Here is a 22950-nt window from a genome sequence, read left to right as displayed (position 1 = left end):
GGGGCCGCCCCCGCCGACCCCGCACGATGGACAGCGATGCCGATCACCGACGACGACGCCCCCCAGCCGCCCCGCCGAGCCCTCGGCCGGGGGCCGGGCCGCCCGGCCGCGGCAGCGGCTCCCGTCACGGCGCCCGCGGCGGAGCCGGCGCCTGTCGTGGAGCCGGCGCCTGTCGTGGACCCGGAGCCCGTCGAACCGGCGGTACCCGTGGCGCCTGCCGTCCAGGACCCGCCCGACGCCTCCGCCGATACCCCGGCCGACGCCGTCCCCGGACCGGCACCCGACGGCCGCTTCACCGTGCGGCTGGTGAACTTCGAGGGGCCGTTCGACCTGCTGTTGCAGCTGATCTCGAAGCACCGGATGGACGTGACAGAAGTCGCGCTGTCGACGGTCACCAACGAGTTCATGGCGCACATCCGTGCGATGGGGGTCGACTGGGACCTCGACCAGGCCACCGAGTTCCTCGTCGTCGCCGCGACCCTGCTCGATCTGAAGGCGGCCCGGCTGCTGCCGACCGCCGAGGTCGAGGACGAGGCGGACCTGGCGCTGCTGGAGGCGCGCGACCTGCTCTTCGCCCGTCTGCTGCAGTACCGCGCCTACAAGCGGATCGCGGCGATCTTCGCCGAGCGGCTGGAGGCGGAGGCGCTGCACCACCCCCGCACGGTCGGTCTCGAACCGCAGCACGCGGACCTGCTGCCGGAGGTCGTCTTCAGCGTCGGCCCCGAGCGGTTCGCGAAGCTGGCCGTCAAGGCGATGCAGCCCAAACCGGTGCCGCGGATCTACACCGACCACATCCACGCGCCGCTGGTCAGCGTCAGGGAACAGGGCGAGCTGGTGGTGGCCCGGCTGATCGAGCTGGGGGAGACCAGCTTCGCCGACCTCGCGGCGGACGCCCCGGACACCCTCACCGTCGTCGCGCGTTTCCTGGCCCTCCTGGAGCTGTACCGGGAGAAAGTGGTCGCGCTGGACCAGGAGGAGGCGCTCGGCGCGCTGCTCGTGCGCTGGACGGGCGGCGATCAGGAGACCGCGCGGCGGCTCGTCACCGATGAATTCGACCCGGAGGGCAAAGAAAAATGACGGAAGACGCAGCGGCGCCCGCCGGGCCGCTCTCCGCCGAGGTGGCCGCCCTCGACCTCCGGCCCGCGCTGGAGGCCGTCCTGATGGTCGTGGACGAGCCGGCCACCGTGGAGCAGCTGGCGACGGTGCTCCAGCGTCCGAAGCGCGCGGTCGCCGCCGCCCTGCGCTCGCTGTCCGAGGACTACACCGCCCAGGGCAGGGGCTTCGACCTGCGGCTGGTCGCCGGCGGCTGGCGGTTCTACACCCGGCCGGCCTTCGCACCGGCCGTGGAGAAGTTCGTTCTGGACGGCCAGCAGGCCCGTCTCACGCAGGCCGCGCTGGAGACGCTGGCGGTCGTCGCGTACCGCCAGCCGGTCAGCCGATCACGGGTTTCGGCGGTCCGCGGAGTCAACTGTGACGGTGTGATGCGCACCCTCCTGCAGCGCGGTCTGGTCGAGGAGGGTGGGACGGAACCCGAAACAGGTGCGATCCTGTACAGGACGACGAACTACTTTCTGGAGCGGATGGGCCTCAGAGGCCTGGACGAGCTACCCGAGCTCGCCCCCTTCCTGCCGGAGGCGGACGCCGTCGAGGCGGACTCCTTGGAAGGGGTTCCGTCGTTCGACCCGGATGCACCGGACGATGCAGATACGACGACTCAATCGACGACGGAACTTTGATGCGAAGCAGCGACAGGAACAGCGGCGGCAACCGGAACCCCCGGGGCGGCAACCCCCGCGGCGCGGGCGGGGGCTCCGGTAGCGGCGGCTCCCGCGGCGGCAGCGGCGCCGGCAGCGGTGGCGGCTCCCGCGGTGGCAGCAGCGCCGGTGGCGGTGGCGGCTCCCGCGGTGGCAGCAGCGCCGGTGGCGCGGGCTCCCGCGGTGGCAGCGGCGCCGGCGGCCCGGGCTCCCGCGGCGGCGGCTACCCCCGTGGCGGTGGCAGCACGCCCCGCACCTCGGGCAGCGGCCAGCAGCGTGACGAGGAGCGGCGCGCACAGAACCCCCGTCCCGAGGAGCGTCGCTACGACGTCGGGAACACCGGACAGTCGGGCGCGAACCGGCCCGGCGGCGTGCCCCCCGAGAAGCCGCGCTACCGCGCGACCGGCAACCTCGGCCGCAAGCCGATCCCCGCGAAGTCGCGCGAGCTCGAGGCCAAGATCGAGGAGCGCAACCGCTCCCGGTACGAGAACCGCCCGGAGATCAAGACTCCGAAGACCTTCGGCAACGACCAGGAGGGCGAGCGGCTGCAGAAGATCCTCGCCCGTGCCGGGATGGGATCGCGCCGTGCGTGCGAGGACCTCATCCACCAGCACCGCGTCGAGGTCAACGGCAAGATCGTCGTCGAGCAGGGCATGCGCGTCGACCCGGAGAAGGACGAGATCAAGGTGGACGGCCTGACGGTCGCCACCCAGTCGTACCTGTTCTTCGCGCTGAACAAGCCGGCCGGCGTCGTCTCCACCATGGAGGACCCCGACGGCCGCCAGTGCCTGGGCGACTACGTCACCAACCGTGAGACCCGGCTCTTCCACGTCGGCCGGCTGGACACCGAGACGGAGGGCCTGATCCTCCTGACCAACCACGGGGAGCTGGCCCACCGCCTGACCCACCCGCGGTACGGCGTCAAGAAGACCTACCTGGCCGCGATCCAGGGCCCGCTGCCGCGTGACCTCGGCAAGCAGCTCAAGGACGGCATCGAGCTGGAGGACGGTCTGGCGCGCGCCGACCACTTCCGCGTCGTGGAGAACCTCGGCAAGAACTACCTGGTCGAGGTGACCCTGCACGAGGGCCGCAAGCACATCGTGCGCCGGATGCTCTCCGAGGCCGGCTTCCCGGTCGACCGGCTGGTGCGCACCAGCTTCGGACCGATCCCGCTCGGCGACCAGAAGTCCGGCTGGCTGCGCCGCCTCACCAACACCGAGGTCGGCATGCTGATGGGCGAGGTCGACCTCTAGGTCGTTCCGCGCGAACGCGTTCCGGCCGGCCGGAACGGTCCTCAGGGCCGTTCCGACCGGCCGTTTCCGTTGGGTTCCGACCCCGAAACCACTGGCCCGTCGGCCCGCGGTCCGGGGAGGATGGTGACCATGACCATCCACGCCGACCCGCTCAGCGCCGCGGGACTGCCCGATCTGCGCCCGGTCCTCGCCGAGCTGACCGGCCGGGGACTGCCCCTGCTCCTCGCCACCGTCTCCGGCGCGCACCTGTACGGATTCCCGTCCCGTGACTCGGACGTCGATCTGCGCGGAGTCCACCTCCTGCCGCTGGCCGATCTCATCGGCCTGCGGGAGGGCGAGGAGACCCAGACCCGGATGTGGGACCGGGAGGGCCTGGAGCTGGATCTGGTCACGCACGACCTGCTGAAGTTCTGCCGGCTGATGCTGCGCCGCAACGGCTATGTGCTGGAGCAGCTGCTCTCCCCACTGGTCGTGCACACCAGTGACGTGCACGGCGAGCTGGCCGCCCTGGCGCCCGGTGTGATCACCCGCGGCCACGCCCATCACTACCGCGGGTTCGCGGCGACGCAGTGGCGGCTGTACGAGAAGAACGGCGAGCTCAAGCCGCTGCTCTACACCTTCCGCGCGCTGCTCACCGGTATCCACCTGATGCGCGGCGGCGGTGTCGAGGCCCATCTGCCGACGCTGCTGGGCCAGGTCACCGCCCCCGCCTACCTCGGCGAGCTCATCGAGGCCAAGGCGGTGGCCGAACACGGGCCGGCGACGGGCATGGGCATCGCCCACGTCGCCCGGGACGTCGAGACGCTGCACGCCGCGCTGGACGAGGCGCAGGCCGCCTCCCGGCTGCCGGACGAGAGCACCGCGCACGACGCCCTGCACGACCTCGTGGTCCGGACGCGGGTGGCGGCATGAGCGGCGACGAGCGGCGCCCGGCGACCGGCGCGCTGATCGGGCTGGCGCTCGGTGACGCGCTCGGGTTCCCGACCGAGTTCAACGATGTGCCCTCGATCCTGAAGAAGATGGGCCCGTGGCGGGAGATGGGGCTGCTCTGGCCCGCGATCGTCACCGACGACACCCAGATGACGCTCGCGCTCGGGCGCGGTCTGCGCACCGCGATGGAGCGCGGGCCGCTGGCACCGCTGCGGCTGGCACGGCCGGTGCGCGAGGAGTACGTCGAGTGGTGGCGGTCCCCGGAGAACAACCGGGCGCCCGGCAGGACCTGCATGGTGGCCTGCGAGCGGCTCAGCCACGAGGGACGGGTCTGGCAGGACGCGAGCCAGACCGGCTCCAAGGGGTGCGGCGCCAATATGCGGGTGGCGCCGATCGGGCTGGTGCCGGGGCTCGACGAGGAGACCCGCGCGGGCGCCGCGCAGCTCCAGTCGGCGCTGACCCACGGGCATCCCACCGCGCTCGCGGCGAGCGACCTCACCGCGCACGCGGTGCTGCTGCTCGCGCAGGGCGCCCGGCCGGACGAACTGGTCGGCCTGCTGCGCGGCTACGCGACCGCCAACCGCTCCGTCTACCACCACCGTTGGCTGGACGACCTGTGGACGTACGCGCAGGACCCGCTGCCGACGAGCTTCATCGAACGCGGCTGGGACGACTGCCTGGCGGCGCTGGACCGGCTGGAGGCGGCGCTGCGCGACCCGGACCCGGAGGCGGACCCCTGTCTGGCCACCGGGGCCGGCTGGATCGCCGAGGAGGCGCTCGCCACCGGGCTGCTGTGCTTCCTGCTCTTCCCCGACGAGCCGGTCACCGCGCTGCGGCGGGCGGCCTGCACCTCGGGGGACTCGGACTCGATCGCCTGCCTCGCCGGCGCCTTCGCGGGCGCCCACCTCGGCGCGGCCGCCTGGCCCGCCGACTGGGCCGGGCGGATCGAGTACCGCGAGGAGCTACTGGAGTTCGGTGCCCTGTGGGACGGCGTCTGAGGCGGCAGCCGGGAACGGGTCCGGGGCGCCGGCCGAGGCGCGGCGCACCCGGACCAGGAAGTCCTCGACGCGGGCCCGGTCGGGTTCGGCCGGCAGCGGCGAGCGGCTCGCCGCCGCGTCCGACGCCTCGTGCAGCTCCGCCATCCAGACCCGCACCTCGTCCCAGGAGACCTCGCCGCGCTTGACGGCCAGCAGCCGGTCCCGGTGCTCGCCGACGTCGATCCGCAGCTCACCGCTGCGCAGCACGTCACGGCAGCTGATCAGCAGCCGCAGCAGATGCATGGCGTGCTTCCAGCGCGGTGCCCCGTGGTTGCGGATGTCGCGCTCGATCTTGTGCAGCTGCTGGGCCGCGTAGCCGCGGAAGGTGGCGTCGACCTGCCGGGACAGGAAGGCGTCGCGCAGCGCGAGCAGCTCGCGGCCGGTGTCGTCCAGCCGCTCCACGAGGGGTGAGTGCAGACATTCGAGGAGGTTGGGGTTGGCGCGCAGCGCCAGCTCGCAGAAGCGCTCCACCTCCCACGAGAACTGCTCCTCCGCCGGGCCGTCCACGTGCGTCGGGGGCTTGGTGAAACCCCAGAAGAGCGGGGTGGGGGCCACGTAGACGCCCCGGCGGTCGGTGTCGCTGTCCTCGGTGGCCAGCCCGAAGGCGCGCGAGCCCATGACACAGGAGTAGACGGTGTGACGGCGTACGAGTTCGTGTCCGGGCATACGGCGATTATGACCAGGGGGCGAGCCGCAGCGGGTGGCCCACCGGGTCCCGTTCGACCTCCAGCATCCCGGTCACCGCCGTGCGGTTGATCCGGCCGTACACGTGGGGGAAGAGGGTGCCCTCGGCGACGCCGGGCGGCGGGGCCGGGTCCGCGGCCTCCCAGCGCACCGGGTGGTCGAGCGCCTCCTCGTCGATGAGCAGCACCATCAGCGGCCCGGCCGTGTCCCGGTAGAAGGCGTCGGCGACGGCCAGGGTGACGGCCTCGTCGGGGGAGCAGTGCACGAAGCCGTCCTCGGCGAGGGAGGCGGGCGCGTACGGGCGGTCGGGCTCGTGGAGCCAGGTGTCCAGCGGGACGAGGTGAAGGATCATGTCCATCGTTGTACCGGACGCCGGTGACCTCCAAGTGGCGGATGTGTCCGCTCCGGGAGAGATTGACCATGTTCGTCGCCGGGAGATTCGCGGGAAGCGACCCCGGCCGGTCTTTCGGAAAGGCGTGCCATGGCGGGACGCACCCCGTGCCGTGCGGCGGCCGCCCGTCTCGCTGGGCGGTCGCCGCGACCGTGTGCCTGATCACTTGGTTACGCTTGCCGGGTTCGGATCCGAGGGCATGAGGGAGCAGTGACGTGGCGGTACGAGCGGTCCGCGGAGCCGTCCAGCTGGAGCGGGACGAGGCGGAACACATGCACGGACAGGTGTCCGAGCTGCTCACCGCCCTCCTGGAGCGCAACCGGCTCGCGGTGGACGACCTGATCAGCGTGATCTTCACCGCCACCCCTGATCTGCACAGCGACTTCCCGGCGGTGGCCGCGCGCCGGCTCGGCATCGTGGACGTACCGCTGGTCTGCGCCCAGGAACTGGACATCGAGGGCGCCATGCCGCGCGTGGTCCGCATCCTCGCGCACGTCGAGAGCGAGCTGCCCAGGAGCGAGATCGGGCATGTCTACCTCGGCGCCGCCGCCGCGCTCCGCAAGGACATCGCTCAGTGAGGACCGCCCTGGTCATCGGAACCGGCCTGATGGGCACCTCCGCCGCGCTCGCCCTCGTCTCGCGCGGCGTCGAGGTGTACCTGGAGGACCACGACCCGTCCGTCGCGCGCACCGCCGCCGCCCTCGGCGCGGGCAGCGCGCTGCCCCCCGAGGGTCAGGTCGACCTCGTCGTCGTCGCCGTACCGCCGGCCCACGTGGCGGCCACCCTCGCCGACGCGCAGCGCCGCGGCCTGGCCCGCGGCTACCTCGACGTGGCCAGCGTCAAGGCGGGTCCGCGCCGCGATCTGCAGGCGCTGGGCTGCGACCTGTCCCGCTACATCGGTACGCACCCGATGGCGGGCCGCGAGCGCTCCGGCCCGCTGGCCGGCACCGCCGACCTCTTCGAGGGCCGCCCGTGGGTGCTGACCCCCACCCGGGAGACCGGGACCGAGGTGCTCAACCTCGCCCTGGAACTGGTCGCCCTGTGCCGCGCCGTACCGGTGGTGATGGACGCCGACGAGCACGACCGGGCCGTCGCGCTCGTCTCGCACACCCCGCAGCTGGTCTCCAGCATGGTCGCGGCCCGGCTGCAGCACGCCGAGGACACCGCGGTGCGGCTGTGCGGGCAGGGCATCCGCGACGTCACCCGTATCGCCGGATCGGAACCCGGCATGTGGATGGACATCCTGGCCGCCAACCCCGGCCCGGTGGCCGATGTGCTCGCCGAGGTCGCCACCGACCTGACCGGCGCCGTCGAGGCGCTGCGCGGGCTGCAGTCCGCCGACGAGGACAAGCGCCGCACCGGCGCCGCCGGGATCGAGGACATCCTGCTGCGCGGCAACGCCGGCCGGGACCGGGTCCCCGGCAAGCACGGCACGGCCCCCAAGGCCTACGAGGTCGTCGCGGTGCTCATCGGCGACCAGCCGGGCGAGCTGGCGCGGATCTTCGCCGACGCGGGCGCGGCCGGTGTGAACATCGAGGACGTCCGCATCGAGCACTCGACGGGCCAGCAGGCCGGCCGGGTGCAGCTCATGGTGGAGCCGGCGGCGGCGCCGGGCCTGACGAGCGCGCTGCGCGACCGGGGCTGGTCCATCCGGTCCTGAGCGTCCCGCGGCGGACCTGGGGCGCGGGGTCCCGCGACGGCTCCCGATGGCCCCGCGGCCGCCCCGGCGGCCCGATGTGACGGGTTCCGGCGGCCGGGGACAACGGCTGTGGTACGTGTGCTGGCACCCGGCCGGTAACCTTATGGGATGGCCTCCGGCGTCAGCCGGGCCCACCTCACCCCGTAACCGTGCCCAAGGAAGGCCCTCGCGCTGTGGAATCTCCGGTGATCGTCGCCATCGACGGCCCCTCGGGCACGGGTAAGTCCAGCACGTCCAAGGCCGTCGCGGCCAAGCTCGGCCTCAGCTACCTCGACACCGGCGCCCAGTACCGGGCGATCACCTGGTGGATGCTGAGCAACGGCGTGGACGTGAGTGACACCGAGGCCGTGGCCAACGCCTCCGCCAAGCCCGTCATCGTCTCCGGCACCGAGCCCGTCGGCCCGACCATCACCGTGGACGGCGAGGACGCCTCCGGGCCGATCCGCACCCAGGAGGTCACCGCCGCGGTCAGCGCCGTCAGCGCGGTGCCCGAGGTGCGCACCCGGCTGGTCGGCCTGCAGCGCGCGGCCGCCGCCGCCGCGCCGGACGGCATCGTCGTGGAGGGCCGGGACATCGGCACCACGGTGCTGCCCGACGCCACTCTCAAGATCTTCCTGACCGCCTCCGCCGAGGCCCGCGCGTCCCGGCGCAGCGGTGAGCTCAAGGGCGCGCAGAGCGTGCAGGCCACCCAGGACGCCCTGGTCAAGCGGGACGCGGCCGATTCCGGCCGGAAGACCTCGCCGCTGGCCAAGGCGGACGACGCCATAGAGGTCGACACCACGGACCTCTCCCTCGACCAGGTCATCGAGTGCATCGTCACCCTGATCGAGGAGAAGCGAGCGGCTCGGTGACGTCCCAGACCCTGACGGCGCCCGGCCCGCGCGGAGCGGCGGTCGGCCGCCGCATCGGCATTGGCCTGATGAACGGCCTGTGGCGGCCCCGCGTCCTCGGCGCCTGGCGGGTGCCGGCCCACGGGCCGGTCATTCTGGCGGGCAACCACGCGCACAACGTGGACGGGCCGATGATCATCGGCACCTCCCCGCGACCCGTGCACTTCCTGGTCAAGAAGGAAGCGTTCGTCGGCCCGCTGGACCCGTTCCTGCGCGGTATCGGGCAGCTCGCCGTCGACCGCTACAGCGCCGACCGCACCGCCATCACGGCCGCGCTCGGCGTGCTGGCGCGCGGCGGAGTGCTCGGGATCTTCCCGGAGGGCACCCGCGGGGTCGGTGACTTCTCGGAACTCCGCTCCGGCCTGGCGTACTTCGCGGTGCGCTCCGGCGCGCCCGTCGTACCCGTCGCCGTCCTGGGCAGCGCCCGCCAGGGACGGGTGATATCGGGGCTGCCACCACTGCGCAGCCGTATCGACATCGTTTTCGGCGACCCGTTCGAGGCGGGCGACCCCAGCGGCCGACGTACCCGTTCGGCGATGGACAACGCCACGTTGCGCATCCAGGAGCGCCTCACCGCGCACCTGGCCCACGCCAAGCAAGCCACCGGCCGCTGAACCACATCAGGTACCGCAGCCACCACTGTTGATCGACGGAGAAGCTTTCATGGACAACCAGAACGAACACGGCGACGTCGGCGCGCTCGGCGACGACGAGTACGCGGAGTTCATGGAACTCGCGGCCGAGGAAGGCTTCGACCTCGAAGAGGTCGCAGGCGACCTGGCGGCGGCGGGCCACGGCCCGCTCCCGGTCCTCGCCGTCGTCGGCCGCCCGAACGTCGGCAAGTCGACGCTGGTCAACCGCATCATCGGCCGCCGTGAGGCGGTCGTCGAGGACAAGCCGGGCGTCACCCGCGACCGGGTCAACTACGAGGCGAACTGGAACGGCCGCCGCTTCACCATCGTCGACACCGGCGGCTGGGAGCAGGACGTCCTCGGCATCGACGCCTCCGTCGCCGCCCAGGCCGAATTCGCGATCCAGGCGGCCGACGCGGTCGTCTTCGTCGTGGACTCCACGGTCGGCGCCACCGACACCGACGAGGCCGTCGTCCGGCTGCTGCGCAAGTCCGGCAAGCCCGTCGTGCTCGCCGCCAACAAGGTGGACGGCCAGTCCGGCGAGGCGGACGCCGCCGCACTGTGGAACCTGGGCCTGGGCGAGCCGCACGCCGTCTCGTCGCTGCACGGCCGTGGCACCGGCGACCTGCTCGACGCGATCATGGAGGCGCTGCCCGAGGCGCCCGCGATGACCTTCGGTGCTGGGATCGGCGGCCCGCGCCGCATCGCCCTGATCGGCCGCCCGAACGTCGGCAAGTCGAGCCTGCTCAACCGCGTCGCCGGTGAGCACCGCGTGGTCGTCGACAAGGTCGCCGGCACCACCCGCGACCCGGTCGACGAGCTGATCGAGCTCGGCGGCATCACCTGGAAGTTCATCGACACCGCCGGTATCCGCCGCCGCGTGCACCTGCAGGAAGGCGCGGACTACTACGCGTCGCTGCGGACCGCTGCCGCGCTGACCAAGGCGGAGGTCGCGGTGGTCCTGATCGACACGACCGAGTCGATCAGCGTCCAGGACACCCGCATCATCACCATGGCCGTCGAGGCCGGGCGCGCCGTCGTCATCGCCTACAACAAGTGGGACCAGATCGACGAGGAGCGCCGCTATTACCTGGAGCGCGAGATCGAGCAGGATCTCGTCCAGGTCCAGTGGGCGCCGCGGGTGAACGTCTCGGCGCTCACCGGCCGTCACATGGAGAAGCTCGTCCCGGCGATCGAGGCCGCCATCGCGGGCTGGGAGACGCGTATCCCGACCGGCCGCCTCAATGCCTTCCTCGGCGAGCTGGTCGCCGGCCACCCGCACCCGATCCGCGGTGGCAAGCAGCCCCGCATCCTGTTCGGCACGCAGGCCGGCACCCGGCCGCCGCGGTTCGTGCTCTTCGCCTCGGGCTTCCTCGAGGCGGGCTACCGTCGTTTCGTCGAGCGCCGGCTGCGTGAGGAGTTCGGCTTCGTCGGCACGCCGATCCAGGTCTCGGTGCGGGTCCGCGAGAAGCGCGGCCGCAACAAGTAGTCGTGGCCGGTGGGGCGCGGGCCCGTGCGGCCCGCTCCCCACGACCGGCCGTGTGTGACCCGTCCGGAGCTCGTCTAGAGCCCGTACATCCGGTTGTCGGTGCGGCCCGGCGGCAGCGCCGCGGCCGGGCGGTTGCCGCGGTGCCGGCCCGGCGCGGCGTCGTACGGCTGCTCGTGCCACGCCGAGAACGCGTTGAACTGCATGGCCTCCTCGCCGGAGCGGTCACCCGGCAGGGCTCGGAACAGCCTGCGGTACTCCGAGTAGAGAGCGTCGTAGATCGGCGTGCCCGAGCCGACCCCGGAGGGATCCTGCGCGCTGCGCATCGACGGAATCTGGCTCTGGTAGGGGACTCGGGAGAAGGCGTCAAAGGTGTGCACGAATGTGCCAACGACTGCTTACCGTCCAAGATGCGGGCAGCACGGGGTAAATGCGGATCTTCGGTCGCACGAGAGGGGGCGCGTACGGGTTTCCGTACGCGCCCCTTCGTTCAGCGGTGCGCTGCGCCGTTCGGTGGTGCGAGGCGGGGCCCCGGGCCGCACGGGCCGCTCAGGTGCCCGAGAGCGGCATCGTCGCACCGACCAGCAGCCCGCGGGCGGCCGCGCGCTCCAGCGCGTCACGCATCAGGTCCTCGCGCGGCTGACGGCCGATCGAGTCGGCCGGGGCGGCGTAGACGTACACCTCGTTGGTGCGGTTCACCGCGCTGCGCCAGCCATCGCTCACCTGCAGCGGCTGGTGGGCCTGCCACCAGGAGACGGCGGGGCCGCCGGCACTCGGCTGCAGGACCGCGTGCAACTGGCCCATGGCCAGCAGCACCGACCAGCCGCTCAGGGCGGGCGGCGGTACCGCCAGGTCGAGCTGGGGCATGAAGCCCTGCTCGATCATGAGGGGGAGGAAGTCGTCCCCGTCGGCGGTGGAGCCCGGGCGGCTGATGGCGCCGGTCGGTTCGACCACCAGGGCCGGCCGGAGCGTTCCCTCGACCAGGACGAGCCCGCAGGTGATGCCCAGCACCGCCTGGCGCGGCGCGGCCGCGGCCCCGGCCTCCCGGGCGCCGTCCACCAGGGCGGACGCCGTGCCGCCGGCCGCGTCGTCCGCGGTGATGCTGCGCACCGCGCCCTGGAGCTGCTCCTCCGAGACCGGCACCACCTGCGAGGGGATGCAGGTCGCGTGGGCGAAGGCGAGCACCGCGGTCTCGTCGCTGACGAACAGGACGGTGCTGGTGCGCTCCTGGCCGGTGTCGCCGGGGGTGCGGCAGGAGGTGCAGTCGTACGTCCCCGGGGCGTTCTCCCCGGCGAGCAGACGCGTGGCCTCCTCCTCGCCGATCTCGGCGCGTACCTCGGCGCTGACGTCGAGCATGGGCGGCACGGAGGCCTCCTTGACTGTGCGGCTGCGGTTTGCTGCGCAGGGCGTTCCCCCGCGCACAGTGACAACGGACGACCTGTGGTGAGGGTCACGCTTTGCGGCACATCCGTTCCCGCCGCCGGGTGCGCAGGGTGACCGGCGACCCGGAGGATCTCACTCCCTGTCGAGATTCCGTCCGGAGGGAAGTTCCTGCCGCGGTGAAGTGGGTCACAGCCGGTGCGGCACCCATCACGATTTAGGGTGACAAGGACGCGTCAATTGGACGGCGAAAATACGTCCTTACTTCGGGTAACCGTCAAGTGGCCTGCAACGAACCGGATTTGGTTGATTCGGTGCACCTGGGGTGTCTAGGTTCTCGGCTCGTGTGCAAAGAGCACCGCCCGGGTTCGGACGGGCACCGGCGTCAGACGCGCCGGTGCGCGTTCTCGAGGCACGTAGGGGGAACCCCGGGTCCGTGGAGAGGGAATCCATGGTCTTGGCCAAGTACCGAGTCATCGCTGTGCTCACCGGCATGGCGGCACTGAGCCCGCTGGCCGTCCTGGCCGCCGGAGGACAGGCCGCGGCGGCCGACAGCGGAGTGTGGGACCGCATCGCCAAGTGCGAGAGCGGCGGCAACTGGCACATCAACAACGGCAACGGCTACTACGGCGGACTGCAGTTCGCCGCCGGCACCTGGCGGTCGAACGGCGGCACGCAGTACGCCCCGACCGCCGACAAGGCCTCCCGCGAGCAGCAGATCGCGATAGCGACCAAGGTGCAGCGGTCGAGCGGCTGGGGAGCGTGGCCGGTCTGCGCCCGCCGCGCCGGAGCGTACGGCGACGCGCCGTCCGCCGGCACTCCCAAGGCGACACCCCCGAAGACGAAGACGGTACGGCCGAAGGCGCAGCCGCCGCAGGCCGCCGAACACCCGAGCCGCAGCCAGGAGCGCGCGGCGATCGCGGTCACGTCCCGGGCGGCCGGAGCCCCGCTGGCGGTCCGCGCGCCGGCCTGGTGGCCCGCCTGGTGACGGCTTCCTCGGCGTGGCATTCGGCCTGACATCGGTTCAGGACGGCTGCTCCGACCGGGTGGGACGCCCGGCGCGCCGCGCGCGCCGGGCGCCGGGAGCGGACAGGGCGTGCTTAGCGTGACCCGCTATGAACGACCTGTCCTCATTTCATCGCATGAACGTACTGGTCGGGCGCCGGGCCATGGTCCTCGCGGCAACCGCCGCCACCGTCCTGGCCGCCCTGCTCCCGCTCTCGGCCGCACCCGCCCGCGCCGACACCCCACCCGCGCACGGGGACACGCCCACCACCACCGGGACCGCCGCCCACGCGGGCACCCCGGCGGTCCCCCGCCCCACGGTGTGGGAGGGCCTCGCGATGTGCGAGAGCAGCGGCGACTGGCACATCAACTCCGGCAACGGCTACTACGGCGGACTGCAGTTCTGGCAGCCGACCTGGGAGGAGTTCGGCGGTCTGAAGTACGCGCCGCGGGCCGATCTGGCCACCCCGGCGCAGCAGATCGCCGTCGCGCAGGAGGTACAGCGCGTCCAGGGCTGGGACGCCTGGCCCGTCTGCGCCAAGGAACAGAACCTCACGGGCCGCGTGCACACCGTCGTGGCGGGCGACACCCTGCAGTCGATCGCCACGAAGTTCGCGGTGCGCGGCGGCTGGCAGGAGCTGTACCGGGTCAACCAGAAGGTGATCGGCGCCGACCCGGACCGGCTCGACGTCGGCACGACGCTGCTCATTCCGGACGCTCCGCGGGCTCGCCTGTGAACACCACCTCCCCGCGCCGCAGTTCATGGACCACGGTGGTCGCCGGGCGCAGCGCGGCGGGCAGCCGCTGCTCCGCCACGACGACGGTGCGCCCACCGCCCGCCGTGAGGCCCCCCAGCGCCCCGTAGGCGTGCGCCGCGGCCCGGGGTGACAGTCCGAGGCCCGGCTCGTCCAGCAGGACGAGCCGGGCCCGCGTCAGCAGTGCCCGCGACACCGCCAGCATCCGCTGCTCGCCGCCGGAGAGCGTCCCCGCCCGGCGGCCGAGCAGCGGGCGCAGCGCGGGAAACACCGCGAACACCTCGGACGTGGCCAGCGCCTCGAGCGCGTCGAGTGCGGGCTCCTGGCCGTGGTCCTGCCCTTGGTCCGTGAACAGCGCCAGGTTCTCGGCCACGGTCAGCGAGCCGAAGACCGGCCGCCGGTCCGGTACGAACGCCAGCCCGAGCCGGGCCCGCCGGTGCGCGGGCAGCCGGGTCACGTCGGCGCCCCGCCACAGCACCCGGCCCGCGCTCAGCGGCACCGAGCCGGCGAGGGCGTGCAGCGCGGTGGTACGGCCCGCTCCGTTGCGCCCGAGCAGCACGGTGACGCTGCCGCGCGGCACCACCAGATCGACCCCGTGCAGCGCCTCCAGCGGGCCGTAGCGCACCCTCGCCCCGTACAGCGCGATCTCCACGCTCATCGGGAGCCCCTTGGCTCCGGCACCGTCTCCGACGGTGGTGGGGTGGTGAGCACGGTGCCGGGCGGGCCCGTCGCGGTGATCCGGCCGTCGGTCATGACGTACACGATGTCGGCGAGCGCCCCGACGAGTTCGAGGTCGTGCTCCACGAGCAGCAGCGCCATGCCGTCGGCGGCCAGTGCGCGCAGCACGTCGCGCAGCGCTCCGATCTCGGCGCTGTCGAGCCCGGCGGCGGGCTCGTCGAGCAGCAGCACCCGGGGCGCGCCCGCCAGCGCCCGTCCCAGCTCCACCCGGCGCAGCGTGCCGGTCGGCAGGCCCGCGGCGGGAACGTCGCGTACGGGGCCCAGCGCGAGCAGCCGCAGGATCCGTTCGACCGCCTCCGGGTCGCGTACCGCGCCCTGTTCCGCGCCGATCCTGATGTTCTCGCCGACCGTCAGCCCGGGGAAGACCGCCAGTTGCTGGAACGTGCGTGCCAGCCCGAGCCGGGCCCGGCGGTGCGGCGGCAGCCGGGTGATGTCCCGGCCGTCCAGCAGCACCCGGCCGCGTCGCGGCCGGGCCGTTCCGCACAGACAGTCGAACAGCGTGCTCTTGCCGGCCCCGTTGGGCCCGGTCAGCGCCGTCACCCTGCCCGGTGACACGGTGAGGTCCACGCCGTCGACAGCCGTGATGCCGTCGTAGCCGAGCGATATCCGTCGCGCGGTCAGCCGTGCTTCGCCGGCTGCCACGGCCCCACGCGCCTTCGGGCGGCGCACCAGGACCGGGCGGCGGTCGCGAGCCGGCAGGACAGCCGCCGCGAAGGCCGGGTACCGGAGCCGCAGGGCGGCGGGAAGGCCGCCGGGGGTGCGGCCGAGCAGCACGGCGAGGACGCCGACGACCGCGGCGGCGACGCCCTCCTTCGTCCCGGCGTCGAGACCGACGAGGAGGGCCGCCGCGGCCATCGCGCCGAGCGGGCTGTCCGCGCCGAGGACGACCACGGCGGCGAACCACAACAGCCCGCGCAGCGGGTCGAAGGACGCGACGTCGAAGCTCCGGACGCCCATCCCGAGCAGTCCGCCGCCCAGCGCCGCGAACCCCGCACCCGCCACGAACGTGAACAGCTTCAGAGCGGGCACGGGCACCCCGGCCGCCGCGGCGCCCGCCTCGTGGTCGCGGATCGCGGCCAGGGCGCGTCCCGTCCTGCCCCGGCGCAGCAGGTGCACAGAGACCAGCGAGGCGGCCAGCAGCACGAGTTCGAGGACGTAGTACGCCCGGTCGGCGGTGAACCCGGCGGGGCGCCGCAGATCCAGTCCCGAGGTGGCGTACGGCTGCGCGAAGACGAACCGGCTCACCGCGACCCCCACCGCGAACGTCGCGAGCGCGAGCGCCAGACCGCGCCGCCGGACGGCCGGCGCACCGGTGAGCAGCCCGAGGGGAGCGACGAGGAGCACCGCGAGGGCGAGCGCGGGCAGTTCGGGGAGCGCGGGCACCGCGGGAAAGCGGCCGGCCGCGAGCAGCGCGGTGAACAGGGCGCCGAGCCCGGCGTAGGCGGCCTGCCCGAGGGAGATCTGGCCGCCGAGGCCGGTGACGACGACCAGCGAGAGCAGGATCAGCCCCATCGCGGGTACCTGCACGGACGTGGTCAGATCGGTGCCCGCCAGGCCGAGCGGCAGCAGGAAGAGGAGGCCGCAGACCGCCCAGGCCCAGGGCGGAGCCCGGAACCGGGCGGTGACCGGCGGCGCGGGCGCGGCATCCGGCGACGCGTCACCGATCGCGGGCATCAGCAGCGCCGCTATCAGCAGGGCGACGACGAACAGGTTGGCGCCCACGGCCTGCAGCAGTGGCTCCTGCCAACTGCCGCCCGGATGCAGCCGGGTGAGCTGGCTCTGCCCCACGCCGACCGCCACCGCGACCCCGACCGCCACCGGCAGACTGCGCATCCCGGCGGCGACCGCGACCGCCATCGTCTCCATGACCAGCAGCGACAGCCCGTACGGATCGAGCCGCAGATACGGCGCGAGCAGCACCCCGCCCAGACCCGCGGCGAAGGCACCGAACGCCCAGCCGGCCGCCGCGACCCGGTCCGCGTCGATCCCGCCCAGCACGGCGAGCCGCCGGTCGTCGACGACCGCCCGCAGCCGCGTCCCGAACCGCGTCCAGCGGGTGACGGCGCCGACCGCGCCCGCCAGTGCGACCACCGCGGCGAGCTGCGCCCAGGGATCGTCCGGCACGATGACGGGCGCGTCGCCGCGCGCGTCGCCTCCCCACGCCAGATACGCGGCGCCGACCAGCAGGACGAACACCCCCAGCGTGGCGACGAGCGTCTCCGCCGGGCCCGCCTCGCGGGCCGCCAGCGGCCGGAACACGACGCGGTCCAGCGCGAGTCCGATGCCCGGCGCGACCACCAGCAGGCTGACGGCCGCCGCGGGTGCCGGCGGCCAGCCGTGGACCACCACCAGCTCCCGCAGGACGTACGCCGTCACCATCGCGATCGCGCCGTGCGCGAGGTTGAACACCCCCGTCGCGCGATAGGTGACCACCAGCCCGATGCCGGTGAGCGCGGCGGCGCTGCCGACCGAGAGCCCGGCGAGGGTCAGGTCGTACGTCAGCGACGCCACGTCAGCGGCCCGGCTCGCACACCGGGCACGGCGTCAGGGCCCGCGACCGGATGTCATCGGGCCCGGCCGGCGCCGCCTCCGGTTTGCCCTGCACCAGCGGGCAGTCGGGGCGGTGCAGCAGCGTGCCGCCCGGGACCGCGACGGGCGGGGCGGTGGAGACGGCGACGGGTCCGGTTCCCTCGGCGGCTTCCGCTTTCTCGTAGGGTTCCGCCACCAGGACATCGGCGGTGGGCGCCTGTTGGCCGGCGGATCCCGGGTCCGGCGGCCGGGCGATCAGGACGGCGCCCGCGACGATGAGAGCCCCTCCGGGGATCGACGAGGAGGCGAGATACGGAATCTGACGCTCCGCGTAGCGCTCGCCTGCGATCCCGTACCAGCCGAGTCCGCACAGTACGGCGCCCGCCGCGAGAAGCAGCCAGCCGGCCCGGTGGACGTATGCGCCCCACGGGACGAATGCGGGTGTGGCGTCATCTCGCTTCACACGGCGTATGGGCATGTTCACCGATTAGCGCCAATATGCCGGTGGGGGCAATACCCCGAACCGCACGGCCCGAGCCGGGGGATGGTGGGACACATGGTCCGTTCCGCACGCGCGACGCTGGTCGCGATGGCGTTGACCACGGCGATGCTGGTCGCGCTGACCGGTTGCGGGGGCGGAGGGGACGGCGGGGACACGCCGTCGAAATCACCGGCGACCGCGACCGGTTCCGCGACCGGCACGCCCTCCGGCACTCCTTCCGACACGCCCTCCGGCGGTTCCTCGGCCACCGCCACCTCGCCCCCGGCCGACAGCGGAGCGGCCGAGCAGCAGATCCGGCAGAACTGGGAGAAGTTCTTCGCCCCGGGCACGAGCGCCGGCGACAAGGCGAAGCTGCTGGAGAACGGCGACCACCTCGGGCCGCTGCTCGCCGCGTTCTCGGGCGACCCCCGGGTCGGCCAGGTCCGCGCGAAGGTCAACCAGGTCCGTCTCACCTCGGCCACGGCCGCCGAAGTGACGTACACGCTCTCGCTGCAGGGCGCCGACGTACTGCCGAACACCCTGGGCACGTCCGTGCTGCAGAACCAGGTGTGGAAGGTGTCGGTCAAGAGCCTCTGCGCCCTGATCGCCCTGGACGCCGGTGGCACCGCCGTGCCGGGCTGCTGACCGTCCGGTGTCCGTCTCGTTCCGCGGGGCGAAGGACCCGGGCCGGCGGCTGCCGGCCTCGTCCCGAACCGCCGTGGCGGTGCTGGCCTTCACCACGGTCCTGGTCGCGGCGGGCTGTGGCAGCCGGCTGCCGGAGCGCGACTTCGCCGACCCGCCGTCCGCGACGACGTCCGCGCCGGCGCCGGTCCGCGTCGGGATCGTCACCAGCGCCACGAGCCCGGTCGGCGGGGGAGCGTTCAGCGGACCGCGGGACGGCGCGCTCGCGTACATCGACGCGCTGAACGCCCAGGGCGGCGTCAACGGGCACCGGGTGGAGGCGGTCACCTGCGACGACGGCGGCAGTGGGGTGGGCAACAACGAATGCGTACGCCGACTTGTCGACCAGGACAAGGTGTTCGCCCTGGTGGCGACCAGTGCCCTCGACTACGCCGGAGCCTCGTACGTGAGCGGCAAGGGCGTCCCCGACATCGGCGGCATCCCCATCGGCACGGCGTACGACACCTATCCGCACCTGTACGGGATCTACGGGAGCGACGCCCCCCGCGGGGGCACCCCCGGCTGGGGCGGCACGCTGTACGCGGGCACCGAGGTCTACCGCTGGTTCAAGGACCGGCAGCAGGCCAGGACGGCCGCGGTCGTCCACTACAACCAGTCCGCCTCGGCGCGGTACGCGCAACAGCTCCTCCAGGGGCTGCGGGCGGAGGGATACAAGACGATCAGTGAACAAGTCGACTTCGCCCTGCCCAACTTCCGCGCCGTCGCCGCCGATCTGCGGGCCCGTGGTGTCGACATCCTCTTCGACGCCATGGACACCCACGGCAACGGCCAGCTGTGCCGGGCGATGCAGGCGGCCGGTGTGACGGTCTCCGCCAAGGTCACCAACGTCCAGAACTGGGCGACGACCGTGCCCGCCGACTACCAGGGCGCGGCCGGCTGCCGGAACGCGCTGTGGGCGACCTCGGGCAGCCGCAACTACGACGAGACCGGGCAACCGGCCGTCGACGCGTTCCGTAACGGCATGGCGGCCTGGCAGCGCGCGCACGGCAAGGACGCCGGGCAGTTCTCGCAGTGGCAGCTGGAGGGCTGGGCCGCCGCGATGTGGTTCACCGACGCCCTCACCGGCTGCACCGCCGGCGGGGCGGCCCCCGACCGCGGCTGCGTCGAGCGGTTCATGGGCCGCGCGCAGCCCTACGACGCCCGGGGGCTGCTGGCACCGGTCACCTTCGCCGCGCTGCCGGATCCGCCCGCCACCCGCCGCACCTGTCTGTCCGTCGCCCGCTGGTCGGACGCGGCCCAGGACGGCCACGGCGGATGGGTCACCCAGGGCGGGGACCCGGCCGGCAACTGCCTCACCGTGCCCCAGCTGCCGTACAGCCCCTGAGGCTGTGTCGGGCCACCGTCGCCCTGGACGCGGCAAGTGACGCCTGGACGCGCCAGGGACCCCTGGACACAGCAGGGGACAAAGGCCAGATCTTGCTATCGTCCGTCTGACGTCCGTCTGTCGTCCGCGGACGGCAACGGGCGGGGAATCCGCCGGGCAACCGGGAGACACGGAAACGCATGCGCATCTCATTCCTGATCCACAACGCGTACGGAATCGGTGGCACCATCCGTACGACGTGCAACCTCGCCGGCAAGCTGTCCGAGCGGCACGATGTGGAAATCGTCTCCGTCTTCCGGCACCTGGACGAGCCGCAGTTCGTCTACGACCCCCGCGTCCGGCTGCGGCACCTGGTCGATCTGCGCCAGGACAGCCAGGACTCCGACCTCGACGACCCGCGGCGCGCCGTCCCCGCCACGGTCTTCCCGGCGTCCGACCGCCGCCATGACCACTACAGCGCCCTCACCGACGAGCGCATCGCCCGCCACCTGGCGCAGCTCGACGCGGACGTCGTCGTCGGCACCCGCCCCGGGCTCAACGTCCACATCGCGCGGCAGGCCCCGCGCACCATGGTGCGCGTCGCCCAGGAGCACCTCACCCTCGACACCCACTCCACCAAGCTCGTGCTCCTGCTGCGCCGGCTGTACCCACGGCTGGACGCGGTGGTCACCACCACGGCGGCCGACGCCGCCGCCTACCGCCGCCGGATTCCGGGAGTCCGGGTCACCCCGGTGCCGAACAGCGTCCCGGCCTCCGACGACGACCCTTCGCCGTGCACCGAACCGGTCGTGGTCGCCGCCGGCCGGCTGGCACCCGCGAAGTGCTACGACGACCTGATCCGGGCCTTCGCCAAGGTCGCCGCCGAACGGCCGGACTGGACCCTGCGGTTGTACGGCGCGGGCGCCGAGCGGAAGAAGCTGGCCGCCCTCGTCGTCGAGCTGCACGCGCAGGACGCCGTCCGCCTGATGGGCCCCGCCTCGCCGTTGGAGCCGGAGCTGGCGAAGGCGTCGATCCTGGCCGTCTCCTCCAGCATGGAGTCGTTCGGCATGACGATCGTCGAGGGCATGCGCGCCGGCCTTCCCGTCGTCAGCACCGACTGTCCGCTCGGCCCGCGGGAGATCATCTCCGACGGCGTGGACGGCCTGCTCGTACCGCCGCGCGACATCGACGCGATGGCCGCCGCGCTGCTGCGGCTGATCAACGACGACGAGCTGCGCGTCACGATGGGCCGCGCGGCGTCGGTCAAGGGCGAGCAGTACGACCCGGACCGGATCGCCCGGCTGCACGAGACCCTCTTCCAGCGGCTGCTCGACGCCCGCGCCCGGCGCGGTGGCCGCGGGCGCGCCGCCGTGATGTCGGCCGGCGGACAGGTGCTGGGCGCTGCGTACGCCCTCGGCGACGTGGCAATGGCGGCGGGGCGCAAGGCCCGGCGGACGCTGGGCAAGTGACGCCTGGTAATTGATGCCTGCTCAGTGACGTTTGGTCAGCGACGTTTGTCCAGCGACACTTCGTCGGCGTCCAGCGCCGACAGCGCCCCGGCCGGCACCTCCGGGTGGTGCAGATCGAAGGCGGGGGATTCGGAGCGAATCCTCGGCAGCGTCGTGAAATTGTGCCTGGGCGGTGGGCAGGAGGTGGCCCACTCCAGGGAGCGGCCGTATCCCCAGGGATCGTCGACCGTCACCTTCTCGCCGTATTTCGCCGTTTTCCAGACGTTGTAGAGGAACGGCAGCGTCGACATTCCGAGCAGGAACGCACCGATCGACGAGATCGTGTTGAGCGTGGTGAATCCGTCGGCCGCCAGATAGTCGGCGTACCGGCGCGGCATTCCCTCGACGCCCAGCCAGTGCTGCACCAGGAACGTGATGTGGAAGCCGAAGAACAGCGTCCAGAAATGGATCTTCCCCAGCCGCTCGTCCAGCATCTTTCCGGTGAACTTCGGCCACCAGAAGTAGAAACCGGCGAACATCGCGAACACCACGGTCCCGAACACCACGTAGTGGAAGTGCGCCACGACGAAGTAGGTATCGCTGACATGGAAGTCCAGCGGCGGGGAGGCGAGAATGACTCCGGTCAGCCCGCCGAAGAGGAAGCTCACCAAGAATCCGATCGACCACAGCATCGGCGTCTCGAACGACAGTGAACCGTTGATCATCGTGCCGACCCAGTTGAAGAACTTCACACCGGTCGGCACCGCGATCAGGAACGACATGAAGGAGAAGAACGGCAGCAGAACGGCGCCGGTCACGAACATATGGTGGGCCCACACCACCATCGAAAGACCGGTAATGGCCATGGTCGCGCCGACCAGCGTCAGATATCCGAAGATCGGCTTGCGCGAGAACACCGGGAGGATCTCGGAGATGATCCCGAAGAACGGCAGCGCGATGATGTAGACCTCCGGATGGCCGAAGAACCAGAACAGGTGCTGCCACAGCAGCGCCCCGCCGTTCTGCGGCGCGAACACCATCGAGCCGAACCGCCGGTCCGACTCCAGCACCAGCAGCGCCGCGGCCAGCACCGGGAACGCCATCAGGACCAGGATCGACGTGAACAGCACGTTCCAGGTGAAGATCGGCATCCGGAACATCGTCATGCCGGGCGCGCGTATTCCGATGATCGTGGTCAGGAAGTTCACCGCGCCGAGGATCGTGCCGAAACCGGACAGTGCCAGTCCCATGATCCACATATCGGCGCCGATTCCGGGGGAGCGGGTCATGCTGTTCAGCGGCGCGTAAGCGAACCAGCCGAAGCTCGCGGGCCCGTCCGGGACGAGGAAACTGCCCAGGACGATCAGCCCGCCGAAGAGATACAGCCAGTACGAGAACATGTTCAGCCGCGGAAACGCGACATCGGGCGCGCCGATCTGCAACGGCATGATCTCGTTCGCGAAACCGGCGAAGGCCGGAGTCGCGAAGAGCAGCAGCATGATCGTGCCGTGCATCGTGAACAGCTGGTTGAACTGCTCGTTCGACAGGAACTGCAGTCCGGGACGGGCCAGCTCGGCGCGCATCATCAGCGCCATCAGCCCGGCCGCCAGGAAGAACCCGAACGACGTGATCAGATAGAGATGGCCGATCTTCTTGTGATCGGTCGTGGTGAGCCAGTCCACCACCACGCTGCCCGGCTGCGGCGCACGCGCCGGTTCGGCAGCGGCCTCCTCCTTCGCAGGTGCCGTCATTGGCTTCCTTTCGCTGTCCGATCGCCGCCAACCGTTCCACGACGCACGTCAGTTAAACCGCCATGAGCCCATCATGCTCGCCGACCTGACCATCACGCGAGA

General features: G+C 72.4%; 23 protein-coding genes. 15 read left to right on the top strand and 8 right to left on the bottom strand.

Going from position 1 to position 22950, the window contains the following annotated elements; translation table 11 throughout:
• Nucleotides 1–36: 36 nt before the first annotated feature.
• From C6N31_RS25110 to C6N31_RS25090, 5 genes are all read left to right on the top strand, one after another.
• On the top strand, nucleotides 37–1077 hold the full coding sequence (locus C6N31_RS25110) for a segregation and condensation protein A (RefSeq protein ID WP_198358265.1): 1041 nt from the start codon (nucleotides 37–39) through the stop codon (nucleotides 1075–1077).
• Nucleotides 1074–1736, top strand: coding sequence for an SMC-Scp complex subunit ScpB (gene scpB / locus C6N31_RS25105; protein WP_138353357.1), 663 nt, complete (start codon nucleotides 1074–1076; stop codon nucleotides 1734–1736). Before C6N31_RS25110 ends, scpB begins: the two co-directional genes overlap by 4 nt.
• A complete protein-coding gene (locus tag C6N31_RS25100; protein WP_198358264.1) occupies nucleotides 1736–3007 on the top strand; it encodes a pseudouridine synthase in 1272 nt (423 codons plus the stop codon). The genes scpB and C6N31_RS25100 overlap by 1 nt, the downstream gene beginning before the upstream one ends.
• Before the next feature lie 129 nt (nucleotides 3008–3136).
• Nucleotides 3137–3919 carry a nucleotidyltransferase domain-containing protein gene (locus tag C6N31_RS25095; RefSeq protein WP_198358263.1) on the top strand — a complete coding sequence of 261 codons (783 nt, stop codon included), beginning with the start codon at nucleotides 3137–3139 and terminating at the stop codon, nucleotides 3917–3919.
• Nucleotides 3916–4935: an ADP-ribosylglycohydrolase family protein gene (locus tag C6N31_RS25090; RefSeq protein WP_138353354.1), complete on the top strand. Its 1020-nt coding sequence runs from the start codon at nucleotides 3916–3918 to the stop codon at nucleotides 4933–4935. The genes C6N31_RS25095 and C6N31_RS25090 overlap by 4 nt, the downstream gene beginning before the upstream one ends.
• Here C6N31_RS25090 and C6N31_RS25085 read toward each other — a convergent pair.
• Together C6N31_RS25085 and C6N31_RS25080 are read right to left on the bottom strand one after the other, a co-directional pair.
• A complete protein-coding gene (locus C6N31_RS25085) occupies nucleotides 4900–5640 on the bottom strand; it encodes a nucleotidyltransferase domain-containing protein (RefSeq protein WP_138353353.1) in 741 nt (246 codons plus the stop codon). The genes C6N31_RS25090 and C6N31_RS25085 overlap by 36 nt on opposite strands.
• 7 nt (nucleotides 5641–5647) lie before the next feature.
• The gene (locus C6N31_RS25080) at nucleotides 5648–6010 is read right to left on the bottom strand and encodes a DUF952 domain-containing protein (protein ID WP_138353352.1); all 363 of its coding nucleotides are present in this window, start codon (nucleotides 6008–6010) and stop codon (nucleotides 5648–5650) included.
• 254 nt (nucleotides 6011–6264) lie between these two features.
• On the opposite strand from C6N31_RS25080, the gene aroH reads away from it, so the two are divergent.
• The 5 genes from aroH to der all read left to right on the top strand — a co-directional run bounded on the left by aroH (nucleotide 6265) and on the right by der (nucleotide 10759).
• Nucleotides 6265–6627 (top strand): chorismate mutase, encoded by a 363-nt coding sequence (gene aroH / locus C6N31_RS25075; RefSeq protein WP_138353351.1) that lies wholly within the window; start codon nucleotides 6265–6267, stop codon nucleotides 6625–6627.
• Entirely contained in the window at nucleotides 6624–7709 is a 1086-nt protein-coding gene (locus C6N31_RS25070) for a prephenate dehydrogenase (RefSeq protein WP_138353350.1), read from the top strand. Before aroH ends, C6N31_RS25070 begins: the two co-directional genes overlap by 4 nt.
• Before the next feature lie 212 nt (nucleotides 7710–7921).
• Nucleotides 7922–8599: a (d)CMP kinase gene (gene cmk / locus C6N31_RS25065; RefSeq protein WP_187144819.1), complete on the top strand. Its 678-nt coding sequence runs from the start codon at nucleotides 7922–7924 to the stop codon at nucleotides 8597–8599.
• Nucleotides 8600–8667: 68 nt separating this feature from the next.
• On the top strand, nucleotides 8668–9252 hold the full coding sequence (locus C6N31_RS25060) for a lysophospholipid acyltransferase family protein (RefSeq protein ID WP_138353379.1): 585 nt from the start codon (nucleotides 8668–8670) through the stop codon (nucleotides 9250–9252).
• Nucleotides 9253–9301: 49 nt separating this feature from the next.
• Nucleotides 9302–10759, top strand: coding sequence for a ribosome biogenesis GTPase Der (gene der, locus C6N31_RS25055; protein ID WP_138353348.1), 1458 nt, complete (start codon nucleotides 9302–9304; stop codon nucleotides 10757–10759).
• Between the two features lie 74 nt (nucleotides 10760–10833).
• Here the strand turns inward: der and C6N31_RS25050 are convergent, their stop codons facing one another.
• Both C6N31_RS25050 and C6N31_RS25045 read right to left on the bottom strand, forming a co-directional pair.
• Complete coding sequence (locus tag C6N31_RS25050; RefSeq protein ID WP_138353378.1) at nucleotides 10834–11082, bottom strand: hypothetical protein; 249 nt, start codon at nucleotides 11080–11082, stop codon at nucleotides 10834–10836.
• A 223-nt stretch (nucleotides 11083–11305) separates the two neighbouring features.
• Nucleotides 11306–12121: a DUF8842 C-terminal domain-containing protein gene (locus tag C6N31_RS25045; RefSeq protein ID WP_138353347.1), complete on the bottom strand. Its 816-nt coding sequence runs from the start codon at nucleotides 12119–12121 to the stop codon at nucleotides 11306–11308.
• A 466-nt stretch (nucleotides 12122–12587) separates the two neighbouring features.
• Here C6N31_RS25045 and C6N31_RS25040 point away from each other — a divergent pair, with 466 nt between their 5' ends.
• On the top strand, nucleotides 12588–13124 hold the full coding sequence (locus C6N31_RS25040; RefSeq protein WP_138353346.1) for a transglycosylase family protein: 537 nt from the start codon (nucleotides 12588–12590) through the stop codon (nucleotides 13122–13124).
• A gap of 154 nt (nucleotides 13125–13278) precedes the next feature.
• Nucleotides 13279–13878 (top strand): LysM peptidoglycan-binding domain-containing protein, encoded by a 600-nt coding sequence (locus C6N31_RS25035; RefSeq protein ID WP_232485614.1) that lies wholly within the window; start codon nucleotides 13279–13281, stop codon nucleotides 13876–13878.
• Here C6N31_RS25035 and C6N31_RS25030 read toward each other — a convergent pair.
• Genes C6N31_RS25030 through C6N31_RS25020 form a run of 3 tightly spaced genes read right to left on the bottom strand, consistent with a single transcriptional unit; the run spans nucleotide 13847 to nucleotide 17626 of the window.
• Nucleotides 13847–14554, bottom strand: coding sequence for an ABC transporter ATP-binding protein (locus tag C6N31_RS25030; RefSeq protein WP_198358261.1), 708 nt, complete (start codon nucleotides 14552–14554; stop codon nucleotides 13847–13849). The genes C6N31_RS25035 and C6N31_RS25030 overlap by 32 nt on opposite strands.
• The gene (locus C6N31_RS25025; RefSeq protein WP_138353343.1) at nucleotides 14551–17145 is read right to left on the bottom strand and encodes a branched-chain amino acid ABC transporter permease/ATP-binding protein; all 2595 of its coding nucleotides are present in this window, start codon (nucleotides 17143–17145) and stop codon (nucleotides 14551–14553) included. The genes C6N31_RS25030 and C6N31_RS25025 overlap by 4 nt, the downstream gene beginning before the upstream one ends.
• 1 nt (nucleotide 17146) lies before the next feature.
• Nucleotides 17147–17626, bottom strand: coding sequence for a hypothetical protein (locus C6N31_RS25020; RefSeq protein ID WP_138353342.1), 480 nt, complete (start codon nucleotides 17624–17626; stop codon nucleotides 17147–17149).
• Between the two features lie 93 nt (nucleotides 17627–17719).
• Here C6N31_RS25020 and C6N31_RS25015 point away from each other — a divergent pair, with 93 nt between their 5' ends.
• The 3 genes from C6N31_RS25015 to C6N31_RS25005 all read left to right on the top strand — a co-directional run bounded on the left by C6N31_RS25015 (nucleotide 17720) and on the right by C6N31_RS25005 (nucleotide 21118).
• On the top strand, nucleotides 17720–18289 hold the full coding sequence (locus C6N31_RS25015; RefSeq protein ID WP_232485613.1) for an MTB12 C-terminal domain-containing protein: 570 nt from the start codon (nucleotides 17720–17722) through the stop codon (nucleotides 18287–18289).
• A 49-nt stretch (nucleotides 18290–18338) separates the two neighbouring features.
• A complete protein-coding gene (locus tag C6N31_RS25010; protein WP_138353377.1) occupies nucleotides 18339–19670 on the top strand; it encodes an ABC transporter substrate-binding protein in 1332 nt (443 codons plus the stop codon).
• Between the two features lie 179 nt (nucleotides 19671–19849).
• Nucleotides 19850–21118: a glycosyltransferase gene (locus C6N31_RS25005; protein ID WP_138353340.1), complete on the top strand. Its 1269-nt coding sequence runs from the start codon at nucleotides 19850–19852 to the stop codon at nucleotides 21116–21118.
• Nucleotides 21119–21153: 35 nt separating this feature from the next.
• On the opposite strand, the gene ctaD is transcribed toward C6N31_RS25005, so the two are convergent.
• Nucleotides 21154–22848: an aa3-type cytochrome oxidase subunit I gene (gene ctaD / locus C6N31_RS25000; RefSeq protein WP_198358260.1), complete on the bottom strand. Its 1695-nt coding sequence runs from the start codon at nucleotides 22846–22848 to the stop codon at nucleotides 21154–21156.
• Between the last annotated feature and the right edge of the window lie 102 nt (nucleotides 22849–22950).

The organism is Streptomyces fildesensis (assembly GCF_016107395.1).
In the GTDB taxonomy this organism is placed as follows: domain Bacteria; phylum Actinomycetota; class Actinomycetes; order Streptomycetales; family Streptomycetaceae; genus Actinacidiphila; species Actinacidiphila fildesensis.
Note: the sequence above shows the minus strand (reverse complement) of the source record. Positions and strands in the feature narration are given on the sequence as shown.